This window comes from Streptomyces sp. NPDC051322, from assembly GCF_040689485.1.
Lineage (GTDB): Bacteria > Actinomycetota > Actinomycetes > Streptomycetales > Streptomycetaceae > Streptomyces.
Window position 1 is genome coordinate 303,833 of record NZ_JBFBAK010000005.1, and the last position, 19,493, is coordinate 323,325.

The window sequence follows — 19,493 nt, forward strand, 5'->3', positions numbered from 1 at the left end:
CATCCTCATCACATCCGGAAGACGCCGTAGCCGGGGTCGCCCAGCGGGGCGTTGGCACAGGCGGTCAGGGCGAGACCGACGACCTGGCGGGTCTCCAGCGGGTCGATCACACCGTCGTCCCAGAGCCGGGCCGTCGCGTAGTAGGCGTTCCCCTGCTGTTCGTACTGGGCGCGGATCGGGTCCTTGAAGGCCTCTTCCTCCTCGGCGCTCCAGTCGTCGCCCAGCTGGTCCCGCTTGACGGTGGCCAGCACGGACGCGGCCTGCTCGCCGCCCATCACCGAGATTTTCGCGTTCGGCCACATCCAGAGGAAGCGCGGCGAATAGGCGCGCCCGCACATCGAGTAGTTGCCCGCGCCGTACGACCCGCCGACCACCACGGTCAGCTTCGGGACCCGGGCGCAGGCCACCGCGGTCACCATCTTGGCGCCGTGCTTGGCAATGCCGCCCGCCTCGTAACTCCGGCCCACCATGAAGCCGGAGATGTTCTGCAGGAAGAGCAGCGGAATGCCGCGCTGGTCGCACAGCTCGATGAAGTGCGCGCCCTTCTGCGCGGACTCGGAGAAGAGGATGCCGTTGTTGGCGATGATCCCGACCGGGTGGCCGTGGATCCGCGCGAAGCCGGTGACCAGCGTCGTGCCGAACTCCGACTTGAACTCGGCGAACCGGGAGCCGTCGGTGATCCGGGCGATCACCTCGCGCACGTCGTAGGGCGTACGGGAATCGACCGGCACCGCGCCGTACAGGCCCGCCGGGTCGGCCTTCGGCTCCTCCACCGGTTCCACGGTCCAGGGCAGCGGGCCGCGCTCCGGCAGGGTCGACACGATGGTCCGGACGATCCGCAGCGCGTGTGCGTCGTCCTCGGCGAGATGGTCGGTGACCCCGGAGACCCGCGAGTGCACCTCCCCGCCGCCCAGCTCCTCGGCCGTCACGACCTCGCCGGTCGCGGCCTTCACCAGCGGCGGTCCGCCCAGGAAGATGGTGCCCTGGTTGCGGACGATGACGGCCTCGTCGCTCATCGCCGGGACATACGCGCCGCCCGCCGTGCAGGAGCCGAGCACCGCGGCGATCTGCGGGATGCCCGCGCCCGACATCCGGGCCTGGTTGTAGAAGATCCGGCCGAAGTGCTCGCGGTCCGGGAAGACCTCGTCCTGCAGGGGCAGGAACGCGCCGCCGGAGTCCACCAGGTACAGGCAGGGGAGACGGTTCTCCAGGGCCACCTCCTGCGCCCGCAGGTGCTTCTTCACGGTCATCGGGTAGTACGTACCGCCCTTGACCGTGGCGTCATTGGCGACCACCATCACCTCGCGGCCGCTGACCCGGCCGATGCCGGCGATCACCCCCGCCGCCGGGGCCGCACCGCCGTACATCCCCTCGGCCGCCAGCGGTGCCAGTTCCAGGAACGGGGAGCCGGGGTCGAGCAGGGTGTCGACCCTGTCCCTGGGCAGCAGCTTTCCACGCGCCGTGTGGCGGGCGCGGGACCTCTCGCCGCCGCCCAGCCGGGCGGCCGCCAGTCTGCCCCGCAGCTCGGCGGCGAGCGTCTCGTGCGCCGCCTCGTTGGCCTGCCAGGCCTCCGAGGCGGGATCGGCCGCGCTCGCCAGCACCGGTGCCTGCTGCATCCGTCGGGCCCCCTTGGTGTGAGTGACTTCGATGGTGACCGTGTTAGTGACCGTTAACAAGTCTCCGCCAGGTTAACGCTCGCTAACCCCACTGTCTAGAATGAACCCATGAGCACCAGGACGGACGCCCCGACGCGGCGCGAGCAGATCCTCAAAGAGGCTGCGCGCCTCTTCGCCGAGCGCGGCTTCCACGGCGTCGGCGTCGACGAGATAGGTGCCGCCGTGGGCATCAGCGGCCCCGGTCTCTACCGCCACTTCGCGGGCAAGGACGCGATGCTCGCCGAACTGCTCGTCGGCATCAGCGAGCGGCTCCTCGAAGGGGGCAGACTGCGTGCAGCGCAGGCCGCCGGCGGGCCCGAGACGGTGCTCGGCTCGCTCATCGACGGCCACATCGACTTCGCGCTCGACGACCGCCCCCTGATCACCGTGCACGACCGGGAGCTCGACCGGCTGCGCGACAGCGACCGCAAGGCGGTCCGCAGGCTCCAGCGGCAGTACGTCGAGCTGTGGGTCACCGTCGTCCGGGAGCTCCACCCGCACACCCCCGAACCGGAGGCCCGGGCCGCCGTGCACGCCGTCTTCGGGCTGCTGAACTCCACCCCGCACCTGGGCACCGGCGGCCTCCCGGGCCGGGCCGTCACCGAGGCCCTGCTGCGCCGCCTCGCGCACGGGGCCTTCGAAGCGCTGGCGCGGACGCCGGAGACGGCCGGGCTGCCCGACTGACGCGGCCGACGGCTGACGGCACAATGGGGCTCATGCCGATACCCAGCCGCGCCGAACTCGTCGACCACCTCGTCCGTACGCGTATCGCGGGAGACGTCGCCACGCCCCGCGACAACAACCTCTCCCACTACCGCAAGCTCTCCAACGGCGACCGCCACTTCTGGCTCGGACTGGAACTCGGTGACCGCTGGGCGGACGAGCAGGACGTGCTCGCGGTGATGGCCGAACGCTGCGGAGTGAGTGACGACCCCGGGCACCGGTACGGGCAGGACACCATCGACCCGGAGCTGACCGTCGACGCGCTGGAACGGATGGCGGCCCGGCTGCGCAAGGCCGCGGCGGGCAAGCAGCGGGTACTCCTGGCGACCGGGCACCCGGGCGGTCTGCTCGACGTACACCGCGCCACGGCGGACGCGCTGCGCACCGCGGGCTGCGAGATCGTACGGATCCCGGGCGGCCTCGCCTCCGACGAGGGCATGGTCTACCAGTTCGCGGACGTCGCGGTGCTCGAACGCGGCGCCACGCTCTGGCACACCCACTCGCCCGTGCCGATGACCACCATCCTCGACGGCCTGGAGCGCGAAGGGCGGCCGCTGCCCGATCTGGTCGTCGCCGACCACGGCTGGGCCGGTTGCGCGGGCCAGCGCGGCATCGACTCCGTCGGCTACGCCGACTCCAACGACCCGGCGCTCTTCCTCGGCGAGGCCGAAGGCACGATGCAGGTCACCGTCCCGCTCGACGACCACGTCACCGACCCGCGCTTCTACGACCCGATGACGGCGTACCTGCTGGACGCGGCGGGGCTGGTCCGATGACGACCGGTGCGGTCGCGGAGGACCCGGCGCACGCCCGCGTTCCCGGCACCGCGGCGGGCGGCAGGATCATCCTGCTCAACGGCACATCCAGCTCCGGCAAGAGCAGCATCTCCCGGGAGCTCCTGGGAATGCTCGAAGGAACGTGGTTCCACATGCCGGTGGACGCCTTCCATGCCATGCGCTGCAAGGGTGACATCGCCGGCGCAGAACTTCAGGCTGAGATCGGCGATCTGGCTGTAGCGGTCGACCCGCGGCGTGAACAGCCGGCCGGTCTCGAACGGCTCCTGCGGCAGCGGCATCAACAGGGGCTGCTCGACGGCGAAGTACTCGTCGACGGTCCGCGGCCGTGAACCGATTCGGCGATGTCCGTCGTGCAGGTCCCACTGGTCGACCATCTCGTTCAGCTCAGCGAGGGAGCCGACTTCCGGGACCGGAGTGAAGTGGTTGCGGCGGAAGTAGCCGATCATCCCCTCGACGCCGCCCTTCTCATGGGAGCCGTCGATGCCCGGGCGGCAGTAGAAGCTCTCGATGTTGAAGTGCGAGCGGAAGGCGATCCACCGGTCGGTTTCCACCCTGGCCCGGTTCAGTCCCAGCACCTGGGCGACTGCTGACTTGAGGTTGTCGTAGCGGATCTTGCTCCGAGGGACACCGCCCAGCGTTCGAAGCGCGTGTACGTGTCCTTCGAAGGAGGCTTCCTGGCCGCAGGAGGCGAAGACCCGGTGGACGGCTTTGCCCGAGTAGGACAGGCGGAGCGAGAACAGGTAGCAGGTCACCAACTCGCCGGCCAGCCGCACGGTCACGTCACCGAAGTCGACCTCCGCCTCGTGACCCGGCAGGTGGGTCTGCGGTACGAACGCTTCCCCCGGGCCTTTGCCCGAGGCCGCGAGAATCTCCGGCTTCCGGTCGGCAACGTAGCGCCGGACCATCTGGTAGGACACATCGGCGCCGCGCTCCTCGATGAGCCGGTGGAAGATCCGCGTGATCGTATGCCGCTGCTTGCACGGCGCGTCGAGGTCCGTCCGCAGCATCTCGTCGATCACCGGCTTGTACGGATCCAGCGCAGTCGGTCGCGGCGGCAGCTTCTTCCGGGGCTCCGGCCAGACGGAGTCCACGGCCTTCTTGACCGTTCGCCACGACACGTTGTACTTGCGCTCAAGCTCGCGCATCTTCATGCCAGCACGGTGATCACGCCGGATCGCCGCGTACAACTCGACCTTGGACATCTGCGGCATGACCAGGACCTTGCACCAGGAGCATCCCGATGCTGTCCTGGCAAGTACCGCAGTGCCGTCAAAACTCGGTTCTGGCACAGATCTTGGGGTGTCGTCGCACAGGGTGATAGTGCAGTTCGATTGCAAGGGTGGCGATGAGCCCGGCTGCTTGACTGCATCGTGGTCACCAATCGCGATCGTCGAGCACCTGGGCGTCCACGGCACCGTGTGCCTCCTGCGCTATTCGGGATGAAGAACGCAATTGATCCCGGACAGGCTCTCGTGCAGCACGCGAGCTCCCAGGGCGACGCGCTCGTCAGGATCCCGCGTCAGCACCTCGCAGAGCCGCACCGCGTCGTCGCGGTCGCTGGCGTAGATGGCAAACACATCGAGGATCGCGGTGTGGATCCAGTCGCCATGGTTCGGGCTGGCGACTGCCAGCGCGGACGCGACGACCATGAGTCCGGCCCTGTCCTGCCGTCGAAGCAACGCTTCTGCGGTCACCCGTGTAACGAAGGTGTCTTCGCGGTCGAGCACCAGCTCCAGCAGCGGACGGACAGCCTCCTCCATCTCGGCAAAGCCCGCCAGACCGCGACCAGCGTCCGCACGGTCCCCAAAATCGCTGCTTCGCCCGAGCTCGCCAAGGGCCACGACAACAGCGCGCCGCAGGGCACCGTCCACCAGCTCGCCCACCCCTCCCACAAATTTCGACCAAAAGTAGCACCACGCCAGGAAGACTCTGCAGGCGAAGCCGCCGGAGAGCGACAGAGCAACACCTCCGCGAGGAGCTACTGAAGCAAGATCATTTTTCGGAGTAGTCCAAATCCAGCTCGACCGTATAGCTGCCGCTTGATCTTCTTGATCCGATTCACGGCGCCCTCGATGCTGCCCGAGCTCCAGTCCAGGGTGAGCCCGGCTGTCACAGCGTCAAGGTCCCGGAGCAGGTGGAGTGCGAAGCCGGTGAGACCGGGAAGCTGACTGGCCTCGACCGCGTCGATCCACGTGGGGAGTGTGGAGCCAAGGCGGCCGGTGAGTATCTCGCCGAAGCCCCGGACATGCCCGGCGGCCGTGTCCAGTTCGGGGCAGCGGGCCAGAACACCCTTCAGGCCTGCGCAGTCGTCCTCGTTCAGGGTCGTGGGGTGTCGGGTGAGCCAGCCGGTCACCTGGCGCACCGTCGGGGGCCGGGGCGGCGCGTCGGCCGGAGCCCCGCGGAGGGTGGCGATGTGGGCGCGGACCATCTGGTAAGTGACGGGTGCATTGTCGGCAACGAGTTCGCTGTGGAGGTGGGTGACGCTGGTGCAGCCTGCGGCGAATCGTCGCTCCAGGTAGGGCTTGTAGGGGTCCAGCCTGCTGGGCCTGGGCCGGTTTTCTCGGATGGTGTCCTGCCAGCGTCCGGCGTTCGCGTACCGGAGGACGGTGTTGAGGCCCCACCCCAGGTGCCGGGCAATCGCCCGACGTGAGTGACCTTGGCCAAGAAGCTCGTGGACCAAGGCATGTGCTGCCTTCTTCCGCTCGGCCCGTCGGCCGGCTGGCGCCGAGTCGTCCTGCGGCTGACCGGGAGCCTGCCGGGTGGCCTCCGGCAGCGTGCCGGTGGGCGAAGGACTGGGCAGGCAGTCGCGATGGGCGGCGACGCAGGTCTCCACGGCTCGTCCGAGGCCCTGCCACAGATGGAAGCGGTCTGCGACCTGCAGAGCGTCGGGGGCACCGCGCCGGGCACCCTCGGCGTAGGCGCCGGCTCGGTCCCGGCAGATGATCTCCACTCCCGGATGGCGGACCAGCCATGCGGCCAGTGGCCCGGCTTCACGCGATGGTCTTCGACGCTGGTCAAGACGGTGGAGTAGGTCTGGCCGCGACGGATGGCGAAGTCGTCCACGCCCAGCACACGCGGGGCGCTGAACAGCGGATCAGGCAGTGCCATGACCCTGCGTAACAAGGTCATCCGTCCAGCGCCGAAGCCGAGTTGGGCGGCCAGCCGGGCGCCGGCCCGCCCGGCCAGGGCAAGCCCTACTCGCTCCAGGGCGTGGTTGAGCCGCGTCGTGAACCGTGCGTGCGGGGCGGCCAGCCGGGAGAACGGCTCGGCGAACGTCCGGCGGGGGCAGTGCGCCGACCCGCAGATGAAGCGCCGGACCGTCAGCCGGATCACAAAGCCCTGCTCAGCGAGGGGAAGATCCTTCAGCCTGCGCTGGTAGCGGTCGTGCACTCGGCCCGAGAAACAGCCGCAGTCCGGACATGCCGCTCCGCCCGCGCGGCCTCTCGCCAGCACCTCGACCGTGCCGAACGCGGCCGTAACCGCCTCGACATCCACATCGTCGATTCCGTCGAACACCAGCGAGTCCCAAAATGCGTCGGTCTGCATGAGCAGCACCATCACCGTTCACGACCAACTGGAGCAGCGGCAGGCAGACACCTGAGGGAGCGTCAGTTACGGCCGTCGGACGATAGGGCGTACGCGGTCTCACGCGAACAGTCCACTCACAATCGAACGCCGAAGTAACACTCAGCGACGGCTCCCCAAGATCTGTGCCAGAACCCACTACTCGTGAATAAAGCCACTGCATACCCGCTTTCGCCATGGGCGCTGGACGGCACCTTCGAAGGCATGCTGCGAGCCGCCCAGGCTCAGGCCGACATGGCCGGGGGCATTAGCTGGCTGGTGTCGGTCGACCACCGTCGTGCGCGCTCACCAGCATGCCGCCGGGGCGCGAAAAAAAGGGGGGCCTGCCACCGAGCAGCAGTTCGCCACAGGCGTTTTGTTGGCCGCGGCGGGGGTGCGTAGGCTTCCGGGAATTCGACGGGAACTTGAAGCACGGGGGATTGCATTGAGGAGGCGACGGATCGGGATAGCGGCGGTCGTGGTGGCCGTGGCGCTGGCGGTCGCCGGTGGCGCACTCTGGTACAAGGAGCACACCCCCACGGCCCAGCTGGCCAAGATCTGCAACGGTGTGTTGCCCGTTGATGAGATGCTCCAGCTGACGGACCCTGACGCGGAGGTTGGCGACTCGAAGTACAAGCTGGAGAGTTGGCATCCCGATGGTCCGGCCCAGGCCGGTAAGCCGGAAGGGCTCCCGGTCTCCTGCAGGGCCACCCCGTCCGGCGTGTGGGTCACGATCGAGGCGGCCGACGACGCTTACAGCCCCTACTCCATCGAACGCGACGACATCCTCCCGCTCCCTCTCGGGCACGGATGGACGGGGCTACTGGCACAAGACACCGTCCTTGACGGCCCCGAGACCACCGCCTCCGTGCTGCTGGACTGCCCGGACTGGAGCCGTAGCAAAGGCACCGGGATTCTCGTGACCGTGACCGCCGAGGGCGCCCGCACCCCGGTGGCCAGAGTCGCCACCGTCGCAGCCGAACGGACGGCACAGCGGAGCGGCTGCGGCGCCCACCCGGGAGAAAAGATCACCCACATCGCAGGACGAGCCACGGGCCAGGAGACAGCCGCCGGAGCGGCAAAAGGAACCTGCGCCGGGCTGAGCTCGCACCCCCGGATGCGTGAAACCGCGGCCGGAGTCGCCCCCACAGAGATCTGCGTGCTCGGCGACGACCTGGTGCTGCGGGCTTACTACGGACCCTTCGTGCCCGGCACCTCCAAACGCTCGCATGGCCCCGGGCGATACGAGAAGCCTTGGGGCGAGGACGGCTTCGGGATGTGGGGCTCGGCCCGCTGCCCGGGAGCATCCAAGACAGCCGTGTACGACATATCGACCACAGAGCACAGCAAGCGTGACTTCACCAAAGAGCCGCTCACCTCACAGGAGCGCAACGACCTGCGCAGCTTCGCAACCCGCTCCGCCGACCGACATGGCTGCACGGCCCCCGTACTGCCAAAGCCACCGACCGACCAGCCCGGCCGATGAGCCGGGCCCACCCAGCCCATTCCGAAACAGGGCCTAGGCGCACGATGTGCATGATCTGCTCGGCCATGGCGTCTGAGCCGTCGACTGTGCGACGCAGCACCGCTTCATCGAGCAGCGCCCAAACTACAGGCCGCACGGGATGGTCAAGGACTTTCCCCCGGTCAAGCCTTGTGACAACGAGCCTGTCACACTCCTCTTCGCTCACCGGAGGGAACGACGTGCTCAGGACCGCACGCGCGTACCTTTCTGTCTGCAGAATGCCCGCCAGGTACGCCCCGCGTCGTCGCGCCGGCGGCCAGAACTCTCCCTTCGCCCCTGCCCGGGCGCAGAATGGATCACTTCAGTGGTTGGCGGAGGCGAGGGGGGCGACGTGGCGGGCGGCATCAGTTGACATCGAGCCGCCCTGCCCCGTCTGAACCCCTCGTCGCAGGCTCCGCCACACTTGGAGCTGGGTATGGGCGGACAAGCCCGGCGGTCAAAGAACCCGGCGCATGCAGACTCGTGGCCATCGGCCCAGACCGTGCGCAGCCTCCCTGAGGCTGATGTCGCGTAGGCCGGGCGTGAGCTCGCTCTCCGCCAGCCGCCGGAAGCCGCAGCGCGCGTAGTAAGGCGCGTTCCAGGGCACGTGGGCGAATGTGGTCAGGGTCAGCGGGGATCTTGTCGGTCAGGGCCCGGGCCGCGAGGTGATCCAGCAGCCGCCGGCCCATCCCTTGGCGCGCGCTGTCCGGGTGGACCGACACCTGTTCGACGTGGAGGTTCCCGTCGACGCGCTTCGCGATGAGATAGGCCGCCGGGCTGTCGGTGCCGCCCTCCGCCACCCAGGCCAGTCCGGCCCCGCCGGTAGCGGGCGAGTTCGTCGAGGGGGAGCGGCTCGTCGTCGGCGATCTCCGGCATGCCGATGTCGCGGAAGCACTCCCCGGCTGCCCTTTCGATGTCCTGGAGGCGGGGGAGGTCCCCGGTGCGGGCTGCGCGGATGCGCGGTCGGCAACGACCGCGGGATCTGCGGTTTTTTGAGCATGAGCACCTTTGGTGGTCTCTGAGCCCCGACCGAGTGAATCCGGCCCCTCATGTGGCAGGCGGGGGCGTCCCCTGAGGCCAGATACAGGGGGAGGTGGCACCTATCGACAACCATCCGTTGTCGCTGGCCTCAAGGGCGATGAGGAAGTCGTCCGGTTTGCTGCCACCATGAATTTCTGGCTTGTCCGTACCCACCCCTGTGGCGGATGTGATCAGCTGGCCCTGCTTCTTCCACAGGTGCAGGACCTGCTGGCCGAGTCGCTGGTTGTCGGCCTTCCCGACCCCACGCAGCCAGTAGACACGCGAGACCACCCGTCGTTTCTCTGAACCTCCGTCGGTTGGGTCCAGACACTGAGCGGTGGCAGATCCGGGTTCGTAAAGCTCCAGCTTGGGCCTTGGCGTAAGCGCATCGGCCGTCTCACGGATCAGTTGTTCCACGCGAGTGCTTGCCTGCTCCTGTGTGATCGTCTTGTGGTTCTTCGGCCGAGGCACTGCGCTCCGGGAACATCCGGTGAGGGCGAGTGCCAGGAGCAATATCGCGGAGACGGCTCGACGTGATGCTCCAGCCAGGTGTGCCGGGCTCATCAGAATCCTTCTGAATTGTCGTTACAGAACACCAGGGCCGACCAGGGTCGGGGCTGTTGGGATGTCTGACGGGATCGGACGGGTTTGAGTTACGTCGCCGTAGTCTCCGACGGTAATCTTCGCCAAGTTGGCCAGGGAGTCCGAGTTCGTGTCCCAGTAGGAGGAATGAGCGTCGAGATCAACTGACGAGAAACTTTGACTCGGGTCCTGGTCTGCCTTGAACACGTGTCCGCCGAATGCTACTGACGCTGGATTTATACCGAAACTTGAGGCGTTTCCTCCCAGGTCCTGGAGAACATCGGATGCTGGGAGGTCGGGGACCGGGTCATGGACGTTCGCCCCTGCCCACACATGCGAGGGGTCTACGTGTAGGTCAGAGGCATGATCCACACCGACGCCGGGACTACCGACAAAGACCAGATCATCGGCCAATTTGCCCTTGCCGAGAACTGCGGCACGTCCCGTCACGAGAGATCCGTAACTGTGTCCCAGGACGACTGTGTGTACAGGGGAAGAAACGGTCCGAGCTGCTGTGAGGCCCTGAGTGAAGCGCCTCAGCAGAGGCGCACCAGCATTCGCATCGCCCTCGCCTGCTACGTCGGCTCCATGCCTATTGGCCGCGAGCTGCGGGGCATCGTAGCCCAGCCAGTAGAGCGATGCGACATGCTTGTCCGGGGCTCGTCGATTAGAATCCTGCCACAACGCCGAGGCCCGATTGATGTCACCTTCAGCGCCGGCGAGTTTAGAACCAAGCCCCGGTACATAGGTCACCATGTCATCTGCAGTGTCCGGGTCGCCGAAGGAGACGATGGCGTGGCCAAGCTTGTGCGTATCGAACCCGAGCAGATACGCATGAGGGAAGCCGGACTGGTCGCCTTTGGCGAGACCGCGCTCGACGGCAGCGATACTACCAAGCTTTGATTGAACCTCATCGATCTCGTTCTGCAGCTCATAGGCCGGGCTTCCGCCGATCGCGCCTCCGACATCATCGACATTCGAAGGAATTTGGGCCTTGGTCTCTGCGAGATCCCGGCGCAATCTCTTCAATTTCGCGTTGAACTGCCCCTTTTCCTTGAAGAGCTGTGCACGATTTGCCTTGTCACGTACTGTCGCGGGCAGGCCGTCGAGGGCGCCGATCTGAGCAGGGTAGAGAAATTGCAGTTCCGCCTTCAAGCCCGGCGTGAGTGATCCCCACCAGTCGGCATTCAGCTTTGGATCTGCGCCGTCCGGTAGTTCACTGGATTTGGGAGGCCCTGCAGAGACATCTGTATCATCGACCATGATCATGTCGGGATGGTTCGGATAGTGAAGGACTGGGTCGGCATCCTTGTCGATGAGCAGTGCAAGGTGGTGACGTCTACGCAGCATGGGTAGTTGATCGTCGGCCCAGCTGGCTATGTGGAGGAGCTTCGTCAACGGCTGTGCGTCGATCCCGAGCTGATCGAACCGTCCCTTGAATCGTGAAGCACTTGTACGCAGTCGACTCGAATCCCTCTTGAGGGAAGTGATGGTGCCCTGGAGGGCCTCCGGATTGATGCCACAGAAGGTGTCTCCACGGCCGCCTGGATCACTCATCTCCCACTCCCCCGTTCACGTGTCGTTTCGACTACGGGACGCTATCAGCACGCGCTCGCCGCGTCACGCGGTACCTGAACCGCAGATGCATTCCCGGAGTTTGCCTTCGACTGACTACGCCGCAATCCGCCTGTGCATGTGGAAGACTGGCTACGAGGTCGAAGGGGGAGGAGAGTCCGATGAGTGGTGATCCGGCCAAGGTCGAAAATCCGCGACGTCATGCCCTGGTTGGGTTGAAAAGAGACATCGAGCACGAAATGCATGATCTCGCGGAGTTGCTGAAAAAGGCATCTGCCGACGTCGGCGGCAGGCGATCCTGGGCTGGGCCGAACGCGACAGCTTGGCACTCTGATATCGAAGGGCGCCGGAAGGTCATGCTGGCCCAACTGAGCAGCCTGCTCCCGACAGTGCAAGCGGAGATTAACAGGACTCCGGAAAAGGTTAGTCCGACGGAGGCCAAGTTGATGCAACTGGACCTGCGAAGGTAGTTGCCGACGGCAGGCGGATAGGCGGCCGCGCTGTGTGGACGAAGTGTAGCCACGGAGTCCGTCGGATCTCCCGCTGTGCCGCCTGGTAGAAGTCTGCTCGACTGCATTCCTGGACCGACTGCGATCGATGGGAGGCCCCTCCAGTTCGTCGAGGGGAGTGGGTCGTCGTCGGCGATCTCCGGCATGCCGATGTCGCAGAAGCACTGCCCGGCTGCCCTTTCGATGTCCTGGAGGCGGGGGAGGCCCTCGCTGCGAGCTGCGCGGATGCGCATCGGGTCAGTGTCCATGTTCTGGTGGGCGGGGGCCGCTTCAATGTCGGCGCGCCGGTGGGTTGTCAGTGGAATGCGCAGACTGGGCGCCAACTGATCGGGTGCCGACCGAGCACGGGGGAACTGCAGGACGATGGGTGACTACTTCGAGCGGATCGTCGATCTCGAAGTGACCGGCGAGGAGGCAGGTCCGCTCGCCGAGCGGACGGTCGACTGGATGGTCGCCGAAGGTCTGATCACGCGCGAGATGTCCGGCGACGCGATGTACAGCCTGACCGTGGACAAGGGTTATCTGCCGGGGCCCGACTGGCGTCGGGCGGTGGCCAATTCATCGGATCCTTCGCGGATACCGGGTCCGGTTGCGGTCATCGTCGGGCGGGATTACCACGTCGGGGGCCAGGGGGAGGACGTGGCGGACTTCGCCACCTGTCCGCGGTGCGACGCGCGAACGGTGATCATCGACTACCCGGAGGAGTTCGAGGCCGACGAGGAGGCTTGGCAGCCGTTCGGGGACGGCATCGCCGCCTGGAAGGAAACCGGCAACGGGAGCGCCGTCTGTTCCGCGTGCGGAGCCGCTGTCCCGGTCGCCGAGTGGCAGTTCGGCTCCGGCTTCGACCTGGGTGCGCTGGCGTTCGACTTCTGGGGGTGGCCGCCGCTCGGCGTCGGCTTCTGCGGCGAGTTCGGTAAGCGGCTCGGGTACCGCACCGAGGAGCAGACGGGTAAGTTCTGACCGCGTGGCTCCCCGTCAGGAAGTGTGCTCGTGATCGGCGAGGACTGCCTGGATCACGTGCTGTGCCGTGGCCGCCATCACCGGATTCGTCTCCCGGTAGTACCGCAGCTCGATGAGCGCGATCGACAGCGCCCAGCCGCGGCCTCGCGCCCAGGCCGCGTCATCGGCCTCCAGGGCAGCCCGGAAGGTGTCCCGCGCGTCGGCCGGCAGCACGTACCACGCTGCGATCAGGTCGACGGCGGGATCGCCGAGACCCAGGCAGCCGAAGTCGATGACGGCGCTGAGCCGACCGTCGGCGACCAGCAGATTCCCCGGTTGCAGGTCCGCGTGGATCCAGACCGCCGGGCCGGGCCGCGCGGGGGCCCGCAGGGCGGCGTCCCAGGCGGCGGTCGCCGACGCGGTGTCGACGATTCCGCGCAGATCCCCGATCGCGCCGCGGGTCTCGGCGTCTCGCCCCGCCAGGGGCTCGCTGCGGTAGGAAGCCGACCCGTCAGCGGGATCGATCCGGTGCAATGCGGCGACGAACCGGGCCAGGTCCGCCGCGAGCAGGTCGGGTCGGGGGACCCGTTCGGCGGTCGGGTTCTCGCCGGGCAGCCAGTGGTAGACGGACCAGGGCCAGGGGTAGCCCTCCGCAGGCGCTCCCCGGCCCAGTGGCACCGGGACGGCAACCGGAAGCGACGGGGCGAGCCGCGGCAGCCACCGATGCTCCTTTTCCACGTCGCCGGCCGCCCCCGGGATGCGGGGGAGCCGTACGACGAGATCACGGCCGAGCCGATACATGGCATTGGACGTTCCGGCGGAATCGACCTGCTCGACGAGGAGGTCTGCCCACTGCGGAAACTGCGCGGCGATCAGACGGCGTACCAGAGCCGCGTCGGTGTGCGCCTCGTCGGCATGCATCCTGCCGGCTCCCATACGCGGCCTCCCGGTTCTCGGCGGACGGCCATCCGAACCTTCCCGGCCGTGACCCGTCAAGCCGTTTCCGGGCGGATCAGCGCGGGACCCGGACGACGCCCTCCTGGATCACGGTGACCGCGAGGTGCCCGTCCCGGGTGTAGATGCGGGCCTGGCCGAGGCCGCGGCCGCCCGATGCGGAGGGGGACTCCTGGTCGTAGAGGAGCCATTCGTCGGCCCGGAAGGGGCGGTGGAACCACATCGCGTGGTCGAGGCTGGCGCCGACCACATCCCCGGTGGCCCAGCCGCCGCGGCCGTGCGCCAACAGGACCGAGTCGAGCAGGGTCATGTCGGAGACGTAGGTGGCCAGGCAGACGTGCAGCATCGGCCGGTCGATCTCGCCGTCCAGCTTGCCGCTGGTCCGGAACCAGACCTGCGAGCGCGGTTCGCGCGGGGTGCCGACGCTGGCGTACGGCGGGTCGTCGACGTACCGCAGATCGACCGCCGCGCGGGCCTCGAGCAGCCGGTCCACCACGCTCGGGTCCAGGAAGCGGTCCGCGTGGCGGGGCAGCAACTCGGCGGCGGTGGGGAGTGTCTCGGGGTCGGGAGCCTGCGGCATGGGCGCCTGATGCTCCAGGCCCTCCTCGTATGTCTGGAAGGACGCCGAGAGATGGAAGATCGGCTGGCCGTGCTGCACGGCGACCACCCGGCGGGTGGTGAAGGAACGGCCGTCGCGGATGCGGTCGACGGTGTAGACGATCGGCGCGCCGGGGTCGCCGGGCCGCAGGAAGTACGAGTGCAGCGAATTGGCTGACCGGTCGGCGGGCACCGTGCGGCCGGCGGCGACCAGGGCCTGGGCGGCCACCTGGCCGCCGAAGACGCGGGGCACGACGGCGGAGCGGCTCAGGCCGCGGAAGATGTCCTGCTCGATCTGCTCCAGGTCGAGCAGATCGAGCAGGGACGCGAGTGCTGAGTTCGAGTGAAGGAGAGGCATGAAAGGCGTCGGACCTTACAGACCCATGTTCTTGGCGATGATCATCTTCATGACCTCGCTGGTGCCGCCGTAGATGCGGTTGACCCGGTTGTCCGCGTAGAGGCGGGCGATCGGGTACTCGTTCATGTAGCCGTAACCGCCGTGCAGCTGCAGGCACTTGTCGATGACGCGGTGTGCGACCTCGGTGCAGAAGAGCTTCGCGGACGCGGCCTCGGCGGCGGACAGCTCACCCAGGTCGTGAGCCTCCAGCGCGCGGTCGCAGACCGCTTCGGCAGCGTCGACCTCGGCCTGGCAGGCGGCCAGCTCGAACTTGGTGTTCTGGAAGGACGCGACGGACTTGCCGAAGACGGTGCGGTCCTGGACGTACTCCTTGGCGAACCGGATGGCCGCCGCGGCCTGGGCGTACGCGCCGACCGCGATGCCGAGACGCTCCTGCGGCAGGTTCTGGCCGAGGTAGGAGAAGCCCTTGTGCTCCTCGCCGAGCAGGTCCTCGACCGGGACCTTGACGTCGGTGAAGGAGAGCTCGGCGGTGTCCGAGGTCTTCAGGCCGAGCTTGTCGAGCTTGCGGCCGACCGCGTAACCCTCGGACTTGGTGTCGACGACGAGCAGGGATATGCCGTGGCGGCGGTCCTCGGCGGTCGGGGCGGCGGTACGGGCGCAGACGATGACGCGGTCGGCGTGCACACCGCCGGTGATGAAGGTCTTGGCGCCGTTGAGCACGTAGTGCGTGCCGTCTTCGGAGAGCTTGGCGGTGGTCTTCATGCCGGCCAGGTCCGAACCGGTGCCCGGCTCGGTCATGGCGATGGCGTACATCGTCGTGCCCGAGACGAAGTCCGGCAGCCAGCGCTTCTTCTGCTCGTCGGTGGCGTACGCCTTCAGGTAGGGCAGGCAGAGCGCGACGTGCACGCCGGAGCCGCCGAAGGAGACGCCGGCGCGGGCGCACTCCTCGGAGATGATCGCCTGGAACTTGAAGGACTCCTCGCCCGCCCCGCCGAACTCCTCGGGCACCTCGATCCCGAAGATGCCCAGCTCACCGAGGGTGTAGTAGAACTCGCGAGGGGCCTGGCCGGCCGCCAGCCACTCCTCGTACACGGGAACGACCTCGGCCTCGATGAAGGCGCGGATGGTGTCCCGGAACGCCTCGTGGTCCTCGTTGTAAACGGTACGGCGCACGGAAGGCCCCTCGCTCGAATGCTCGACTGCGGTACTAAGCGCTTGCTCAGGCAAAGTTACCGGCTGGTCGCGCGCACTGTCCAGAGTGATGCTGAGCACTGCCCCGAGCCATGCCCGGATCGCTGCCGCCCGGAGGGTGCGAAAGGCGGCGTCGGATCACCCGGCCGCCACCTCCGGCGGTTCGCTGACACGGGGGCCGTCGCCGCCGGTCAGGCGGTGGACGGCATCCTGCATGTGCTCGTCCATCAGCACCAGCAGCCGCTTCTCGTCACCGGCCCGCAGCGCCTCGATGATCGCGGCGTGCTCGTCGGCCATGTCCACCGGGGTGGGGTACTTGTCCGCCAGGGCGGACAGGCACATCCGGGTCTCGACGAAGAGGGTCTCCGCCATGCGCTTGAGCCGGAGACTGCCGGACTCCTCGACCAGCGCCTGGTGCAGTGCCATGTCCGCGGCGCTGAGGGCTGCCGGGTCCCGGCGCCCGGCCGCGGTGGCCATGGAGCGGTGCACGGTCGCCAGGCGGTCGGCGCTGCGCTGGGGGGACTGCTGGAGAATCAGACGGCAGGCGGCGGACTCGATGGCGGTCCGGGCGAGGTAGATATCCCGCACATCGTCCTCGTCCAGAGTGGTGACGAACACCCCGCGGTGCGGCTCGCTACGGGCGATGCCCTGCTGCACCAGGCGTTGCAGGGCCTCGCGCAGCGGACCGCGGCTGACGCCGAGCTGGCCGGCCAGCTCGGCCTCGCCGAGCTGCCTGCCCGGCGTGAGGGTGCCGTCCATGATCGCTTCGGTGAGCCGGGTGGCGATGATCATCGCGGCCGGTTCCAGTTTGACCGGTCGCAGACTTCTCGGTTTCGCCATGAGTTCGTTCCTTCGTCAAGGTCGCCTGCGGCTCGCGCGGAAGCGGTCGTGCGCCGGGGCGCGGTGCGCCATTGGTAGATTGTTGACAATGTTAGGAATGGCTGCCTAGCGTGTCAATGTACGGCGGTGTCAGCGCGACACAGCGATCCGAAAGGGCCGCCCATGAGTGAGACCGGACCCCCTGTCGTCGTGGTGCTGGCAGGCGGGACACCGCCCCGCCTGGACCGCATCGGGGCGCGAACCCGGCTGCGCCACGTCACCGAGGACGGTCTCGCCGAGGCGTTGCCGACGGCCGACGTCCTCCTCGTATGGGACTTCCTCACCGACGCCCTGCCCCGGGTCTGGCCCCGGACGGGCGGCCCGCGCTGGGTGCACACCGCGAGTGCCGGCGTCGACCGTCTGATGTTCCCCGCGCTGATCGAGTCGGACGCCCTGGTCACCAACTCCCGCGGGGTGTTCGAGCAGCCGATCGCCGAGTACGTGACCGGGCTCGTACTGGCCATGGCCAAGGACTTTCCCGGTACGTACGACCTGCAGCGTTCACGTACCTGGCAGCACCGGGAGACCATGCGGGTCTCCGGCTCCCGGGCCGTCGTGGTGGGCGCCGGGCCGATCGGGCGGGCCATCACCCGGCTGCTGTCCGCACTCGGCGTGCGGGCCGAACTGGTGGGGCGTACCGCACGCGACCAGGACCCCGAGTTCGGCCGGGTGCACGGCTTCGGGCAGCTGTCCGGCCTGCTGCCGGACGCGGACTGGGTGGTGAGCGCGGCCCCGCTGACCGAGCAGACGGCCGACATGTTCGACGCCGCGGCCTTCGGCCGGATGAAACAGGGCGCCCGGTTCATCAACGTCGGGCGCGGCCCGCTGGTCGTCGAGGAGGACCTGCTGGCCGCCCTGGAGAGCGGCCGCCTCGGCGGGGCAGCCCTCGACGTCTTTCGCACCGAACCGCTGCCGCCGGACAGTCCGCACTGGGAGGCGCCGGGGCTGCTGGTCTCCCCGCACATGTCGGCGGACACCTACGGCTGGCTCGAGGACCTCGCCGAGGTGTTCCTCGACAACTTCGAGCGCTGGACGGCCGGCCGGCCGCTGCGCAACACGGTCGACAAGAAGTTGGGATACGTGCCGGTCGCCGATGGCGCACCAGGCACCGAGAAGCCGGGCACCGAGAAGCCGGGGACCGAGAAGCCGGGGACCGAGAAGGGCATGCCATGACCGAAGTCAGCAGCACGCAAGCCGGGACGGCAGCGGACGGCGGCAGCGAGGCCGACGACCTGTGTGCGCGCACCGCGACGGAACTCGTCGCCGCATACGCGGACAGGAGCCTGTCGCCGGTCCAGGTGACCGAGGCGGTGCTGGACCGTATCGAACGGCTCGACCCGCTGGTCAACGCCTACTGCCTGGTCGACCCGGAGACCGCCCGCGCCCAGGCCCGCGCCTCCGAGCAGCGCTGGCAGCGCGGTGAGCCGCTAGGACTGCTGGACGGTGTGCCGGTCTCCGTCAAGGACCTGCTGCTCACCAAGGGCCGGCCGACCCTGCGCGGTTCGCTGAGCAGCGACTCCGGTCAGGACTGGGACGAGGACGCGCCGTGCGTGGCCCGGATGCGGGAGCACGGCGCGGTGTTCGTCGGCAAGACGACGACCCCGGAGTTCGGCTGGAAAGGCGTCACCGACAACCCGCTGACCGGGGTGACGCGCAACCCGTGGGACCCGAGCCGTACGTCGGGCGGCTCGAGCGGCGGCAGCGCGGCGGCCGTTGCGCTGGGGCTCGCCCCGCTGTCGGTGGGCACCGACGGGGGCGGCTCGGTGCGCATCCCCGCCGCGTTCTGCGGGATCTTCGGCCTCAAGCCGACCTACGGCAGGATCCCGCTCTACCCGGCGAGCCCGTTCGGCACACTCGCGCACGCCGGGCCGATGACCCGCACGGTGGCGGACGCGGCGCTGATGATGGACGTGCTGAGCGGCCCGGACAGCCGTGACTGGGCGGCGCTGCCGCCGTACGAGGGCGGTTTCCGCGCGGAGCTGCACCGCGAGGGCGGAGTGCGCGGACTGCGCGTCGCCTACAGCCCGACACTGGCGGGCGCACCGGTGGACCCGGAGGTGGCCGCCCGGGTGCGGCGGGCGGTCGAGCTGCTCGCCGATCTGGGCGCGGAGGTCGAGGAGGCGGACCCGGGCTTCGCCGACCCGGTGCAGGCGTACCACACCCTGTGGTTCACGGGCGCGGCCAAGGTGGTCGAGCACCTGACGCCGCGCCAGCTGGAGGAGCTCGACCCGGGGCTGCGGGAGGTGTGCCGGCAGGGGGCGACCGCGAGCGCGCTGGACTACCTCGGCGCGGTGGCCGAGCGGATGGCGCTGGGCGTGCGGATGGGGAAGTTCCACGAGACGTACGACCTGCTGGTGACCCCCACCGTGCCGATTCCGGCGTTCGAGGCCGGCCGGGAGGTCCCGGAAGGCAGCGGTTACGACCGCTGGACGGGGTGGACCCCCTTCACCTATCCGTTCAACCTCACCCAGCAGCCCGCGTCCACCGTGCCCTGCGGCACGACGGCCGACGGGCTTCCGGTGGGCGTGCAACTGGTCGCGGCCCGGCACGGTGACGGGCTGGTGCTGCGCGCCTCGCATCTGCTGTTCGAGGCGCTGGTACGGGAGGGGATCACCTCCGCCGCACCGGCCCGGCCGCGCGGCTGAG

General features: G+C 68.5%; 16 protein-coding genes and 7 pseudogenes. 9 read left to right on the forward strand and 14 right to left on the reverse strand.

Annotated elements, in window-relative coordinates; translation table 11 throughout:
- Nucleotides 1-8: 8 nt before the first annotated feature.
- A complete protein-coding gene (locus AB0436_RS14760; protein ID WP_366468217.1) occupies nucleotides 9-1,616 on the reverse strand; it encodes a carboxyl transferase domain-containing protein in 1,608 nt (535 codons plus the stop codon).
- Between the two features lie 108 nt (nucleotides 1,617-1,724).
- Here AB0436_RS14760 and AB0436_RS14765 point away from each other — a divergent pair, with 108 nt between their 5' ends.
- From AB0436_RS14765 to AB0436_RS14775, 3 genes and pseudogenes are all read left to right on the forward strand, one after another.
- Nucleotides 1,725-2,339: a TetR/AcrR family transcriptional regulator gene (locus AB0436_RS14765; protein ID WP_366468218.1), complete on the forward strand. Its 615-nt coding sequence runs from the start codon at nucleotides 1,725-1,727 to the stop codon at nucleotides 2,337-2,339.
- Nucleotides 2,340-2,371: 32 nt separating this feature from the next.
- Nucleotides 2,372-3,154: a phosphatase gene (locus tag AB0436_RS14770; protein WP_366468219.1), complete on the forward strand. Its 783-nt coding sequence runs from the start codon at nucleotides 2,372-2,374 to the stop codon at nucleotides 3,152-3,154.
- Nucleotides 3,151-3,351 (forward strand): annotated as a pseudogene (locus tag AB0436_RS14775) (hypothetical protein); the annotation flags it as partial. The gene AB0436_RS14770 and the pseudogene AB0436_RS14775, both read left to right, overlap by 4 nt.
- A 99-nt stretch (nucleotides 3,352-3,450) precedes the next feature.
- Here the strand turns inward: AB0436_RS14775 and istA are convergent.
- The 4 genes and pseudogenes from istA to AB0436_RS14795 form a co-directional block, all read right to left on the reverse strand.
- Nucleotides 3,451-4,386, reverse strand: a pseudogene (gene istA / locus AB0436_RS14780) (IS21 family transposase); the annotation flags it as partial.
- A 219-nt stretch (nucleotides 4,387-4,605) separates the two neighbouring features.
- Nucleotides 4,606-5,058 carry a hypothetical protein gene (locus AB0436_RS14785; RefSeq protein WP_366468220.1) on the reverse strand — a complete coding sequence of 151 codons (453 nt, stop codon included), beginning with the start codon at nucleotides 5,056-5,058 and terminating at the stop codon, nucleotides 4,606-4,608.
- 95 nt (nucleotides 5,059-5,153) lie between these two features.
- Nucleotides 5,154-6,125 carry a transposase gene (locus AB0436_RS14790; RefSeq protein ID WP_366468221.1) on the reverse strand — a complete coding sequence of 324 codons (972 nt, stop codon included), beginning with the start codon at nucleotides 6,123-6,125 and terminating at the stop codon, nucleotides 5,154-5,156.
- 410 nt (nucleotides 6,126-6,535) lie between these two features.
- Nucleotides 6,536-6,733 (reverse strand): annotated as a pseudogene (locus AB0436_RS14795) (ISL3 family transposase); the annotation flags it as partial.
- 204 nt (nucleotides 6,734-6,937) lie between these two features.
- Here AB0436_RS14795 and AB0436_RS14800 point away from each other — a divergent pair.
- Nucleotides 6,938-7,079: pseudogene (locus AB0436_RS14800) on the forward strand (IS5/IS1182 family transposase); the annotation flags it as partial.
- Nucleotides 7,080-7,184: 105 nt separating this feature from the next.
- Nucleotides 7,185-8,225 carry a hypothetical protein gene (locus tag AB0436_RS14805; RefSeq protein ID WP_366468330.1) on the forward strand — a complete coding sequence of 347 codons (1,041 nt, stop codon included), beginning with the start codon at nucleotides 7,185-7,187 and terminating at the stop codon, nucleotides 8,223-8,225.
- Between the two features lie 34 nt (nucleotides 8,226-8,259).
- On the opposite strand, the pseudogene AB0436_RS14810 reads toward AB0436_RS14805, so the two are convergent.
- From AB0436_RS14810 to AB0436_RS14825, 4 genes and pseudogenes are all read right to left on the reverse strand, one after another.
- Nucleotides 8,260-8,496: pseudogene (locus AB0436_RS14810) on the reverse strand (Scr1 family TA system antitoxin-like transcriptional regulator); the annotation flags it as partial.
- Between the two features lie 204 nt (nucleotides 8,497-8,700).
- Nucleotides 8,701-9,200: pseudogene (locus tag AB0436_RS14815) on the reverse strand (GNAT family N-acetyltransferase).
- 90 nt (nucleotides 9,201-9,290) lie between these two features.
- Nucleotides 9,291-9,680 (reverse strand): hypothetical protein, encoded by a 390-nt coding sequence (locus AB0436_RS14820; RefSeq protein WP_366468222.1) that lies wholly within the window; start codon nucleotides 9,678-9,680, stop codon nucleotides 9,291-9,293.
- Nucleotides 9,681-9,848: 168 nt separating this feature from the next.
- Complete coding sequence (locus AB0436_RS14825; protein WP_366468223.1) at nucleotides 9,849-11,402, reverse strand: alpha/beta hydrolase; 1,554 nt, start codon at nucleotides 11,400-11,402, stop codon at nucleotides 9,849-9,851.
- 179 nt (nucleotides 11,403-11,581) lie between these two features.
- Here AB0436_RS14825 and AB0436_RS14830 point away from each other — a divergent pair, with 179 nt between their 5' ends.
- Nucleotides 11,582-11,890, forward strand: a complete 309-nt coding sequence (locus AB0436_RS14830) for a hypothetical protein (RefSeq protein ID WP_366468331.1) — start codon at nucleotides 11,582-11,584, stop codon at nucleotides 11,888-11,890.
- A 152-nt stretch (nucleotides 11,891-12,042) separates the two neighbouring features.
- Here the strand turns inward: AB0436_RS14830 and AB0436_RS14835 are convergent.
- Nucleotides 12,043-12,162 (reverse strand): annotated as a pseudogene (locus tag AB0436_RS14835) (GNAT family N-acetyltransferase); the annotation flags it as partial.
- 130 nt (nucleotides 12,163-12,292) lie between these two features.
- Between AB0436_RS14835 and AB0436_RS14840 the strand changes: the two are divergent.
- Nucleotides 12,293-12,889, forward strand: a complete 597-nt coding sequence (locus AB0436_RS14840; protein ID WP_366468224.1) for a hypothetical protein — start codon at nucleotides 12,293-12,295, stop codon at nucleotides 12,887-12,889.
- Between the two features lie 15 nt (nucleotides 12,890-12,904).
- Here AB0436_RS14840 and AB0436_RS14845 read toward each other — a convergent pair whose 3' ends face one another.
- The 4 genes from AB0436_RS14845 to AB0436_RS14860 all read right to left on the reverse strand — a co-directional run bounded on the left by AB0436_RS14845 (nucleotide 12,905) and on the right by AB0436_RS14860 (nucleotide 16,808).
- The gene (locus AB0436_RS14845; protein ID WP_366468225.1) at nucleotides 12,905-13,804 is read right to left on the reverse strand and encodes an aminoglycoside phosphotransferase family protein; all 900 of its coding nucleotides are present in this window, start codon (nucleotides 13,802-13,804) and stop codon (nucleotides 12,905-12,907) included.
- Between the two features lie 76 nt (nucleotides 13,805-13,880).
- Nucleotides 13,881-14,777 carry an acyl-CoA thioesterase II gene (locus AB0436_RS14850; protein ID WP_366468226.1) on the reverse strand — a complete coding sequence of 299 codons (897 nt, stop codon included), beginning with the start codon at nucleotides 14,775-14,777 and terminating at the stop codon, nucleotides 13,881-13,883.
- A gap of 15 nt (nucleotides 14,778-14,792) precedes the next feature.
- Nucleotides 14,793-15,950 carry an acyl-CoA dehydrogenase family protein gene (locus tag AB0436_RS14855; RefSeq protein ID WP_366468227.1) on the reverse strand — a complete coding sequence of 386 codons (1,158 nt, stop codon included), beginning with the start codon at nucleotides 15,948-15,950 and terminating at the stop codon, nucleotides 14,793-14,795.
- 156 nt (nucleotides 15,951-16,106) lie between these two features.
- The gene (locus AB0436_RS14860; protein WP_366468228.1) at nucleotides 16,107-16,808 is read right to left on the reverse strand and encodes a GntR family transcriptional regulator; all 702 of its coding nucleotides are present in this window, start codon (nucleotides 16,806-16,808) and stop codon (nucleotides 16,107-16,109) included.
- A gap of 162 nt (nucleotides 16,809-16,970) precedes the next feature.
- Between AB0436_RS14860 and AB0436_RS14865 the strand changes: the two genes are divergently transcribed.
- Both AB0436_RS14865 and AB0436_RS14870 read left to right on the forward strand, forming a co-directional pair.
- Entirely contained in the window at nucleotides 16,971-18,020 is a 1,050-nt protein-coding gene (locus tag AB0436_RS14865; RefSeq protein WP_366468229.1) for a D-2-hydroxyacid dehydrogenase, read from the forward strand.
- Nucleotides 18,017-19,492: an amidase gene (locus AB0436_RS14870; protein ID WP_366468230.1), complete on the forward strand. Its 1,476-nt coding sequence runs from the start codon at nucleotides 18,017-18,019 to the stop codon at nucleotides 19,490-19,492. The genes AB0436_RS14865 and AB0436_RS14870 overlap by 4 nt, the downstream gene beginning before the upstream one ends.
- Nucleotide 19,493 lies beyond the last annotated feature (1 nt).

Bases quoted from the DNA above. Each gene is read 5' to 3' on its own strand.
- AB0436_RS14825 (WP_366468223.1), bottom strand. From the start codon at position 11,402: ATGAGTGATCCAGGCGGCCGTGGAGACACCTTCTGTGGCATCAATCCG.
- AB0436_RS14840 (WP_366468224.1), top strand. From the start codon at position 12,293: ATGGGTGACTACTTCGAGCGGATCGTCGATCTCGAAGTGACCGGCGAG.
- AB0436_RS14850 (WP_366468226.1), bottom strand. From the start codon at position 14,777: ATGCCTCTCCTTCACTCGAACTCAGCACTCGCGTCCCTGCTCGATCTG.
- AB0436_RS14760 (WP_366468217.1), bottom strand. From the start codon at position 1,616: ATGCAGCAGGCACCGGTGCTGGCGAGCGCGGCCGATCCCGCCTCGGAG.
- AB0436_RS14865 (WP_366468229.1), top strand. From the start codon at position 16,971: ATGAGTGAGACCGGACCCCCTGTCGTCGTGGTGCTGGCAGGCGGGACA.
- AB0436_RS14845 (WP_366468225.1), bottom strand. From the start codon at position 13,804: ATGGGAGCCGGCAGGATGCATGCCGACGAGGCGCACACCGACGCGGCT.
- AB0436_RS14860 (WP_366468228.1), bottom strand. From the start codon at position 16,808: ATGGCGAAACCGAGAAGTCTGCGACCGGTCAAACTGGAACCGGCCGCG.
- AB0436_RS14770 (WP_366468219.1), top strand. From the start codon at position 2,372: ATGCCGATACCCAGCCGCGCCGAACTCGTCGACCACCTCGTCCGTACG.
- AB0436_RS14830 (WP_366468331.1), top strand. From the start codon at position 11,582: ATGAGTGGTGATCCGGCCAAGGTCGAAAATCCGCGACGTCATGCCCTG.
- AB0436_RS14765 (WP_366468218.1), top strand. From the start codon at position 1,725: ATGAGCACCAGGACGGACGCCCCGACGCGGCGCGAGCAGATCCTCAAA.
- AB0436_RS14870 (WP_366468230.1), top strand. From the start codon at position 18,017: ATGACCGAAGTCAGCAGCACGCAAGCCGGGACGGCAGCGGACGGCGGC.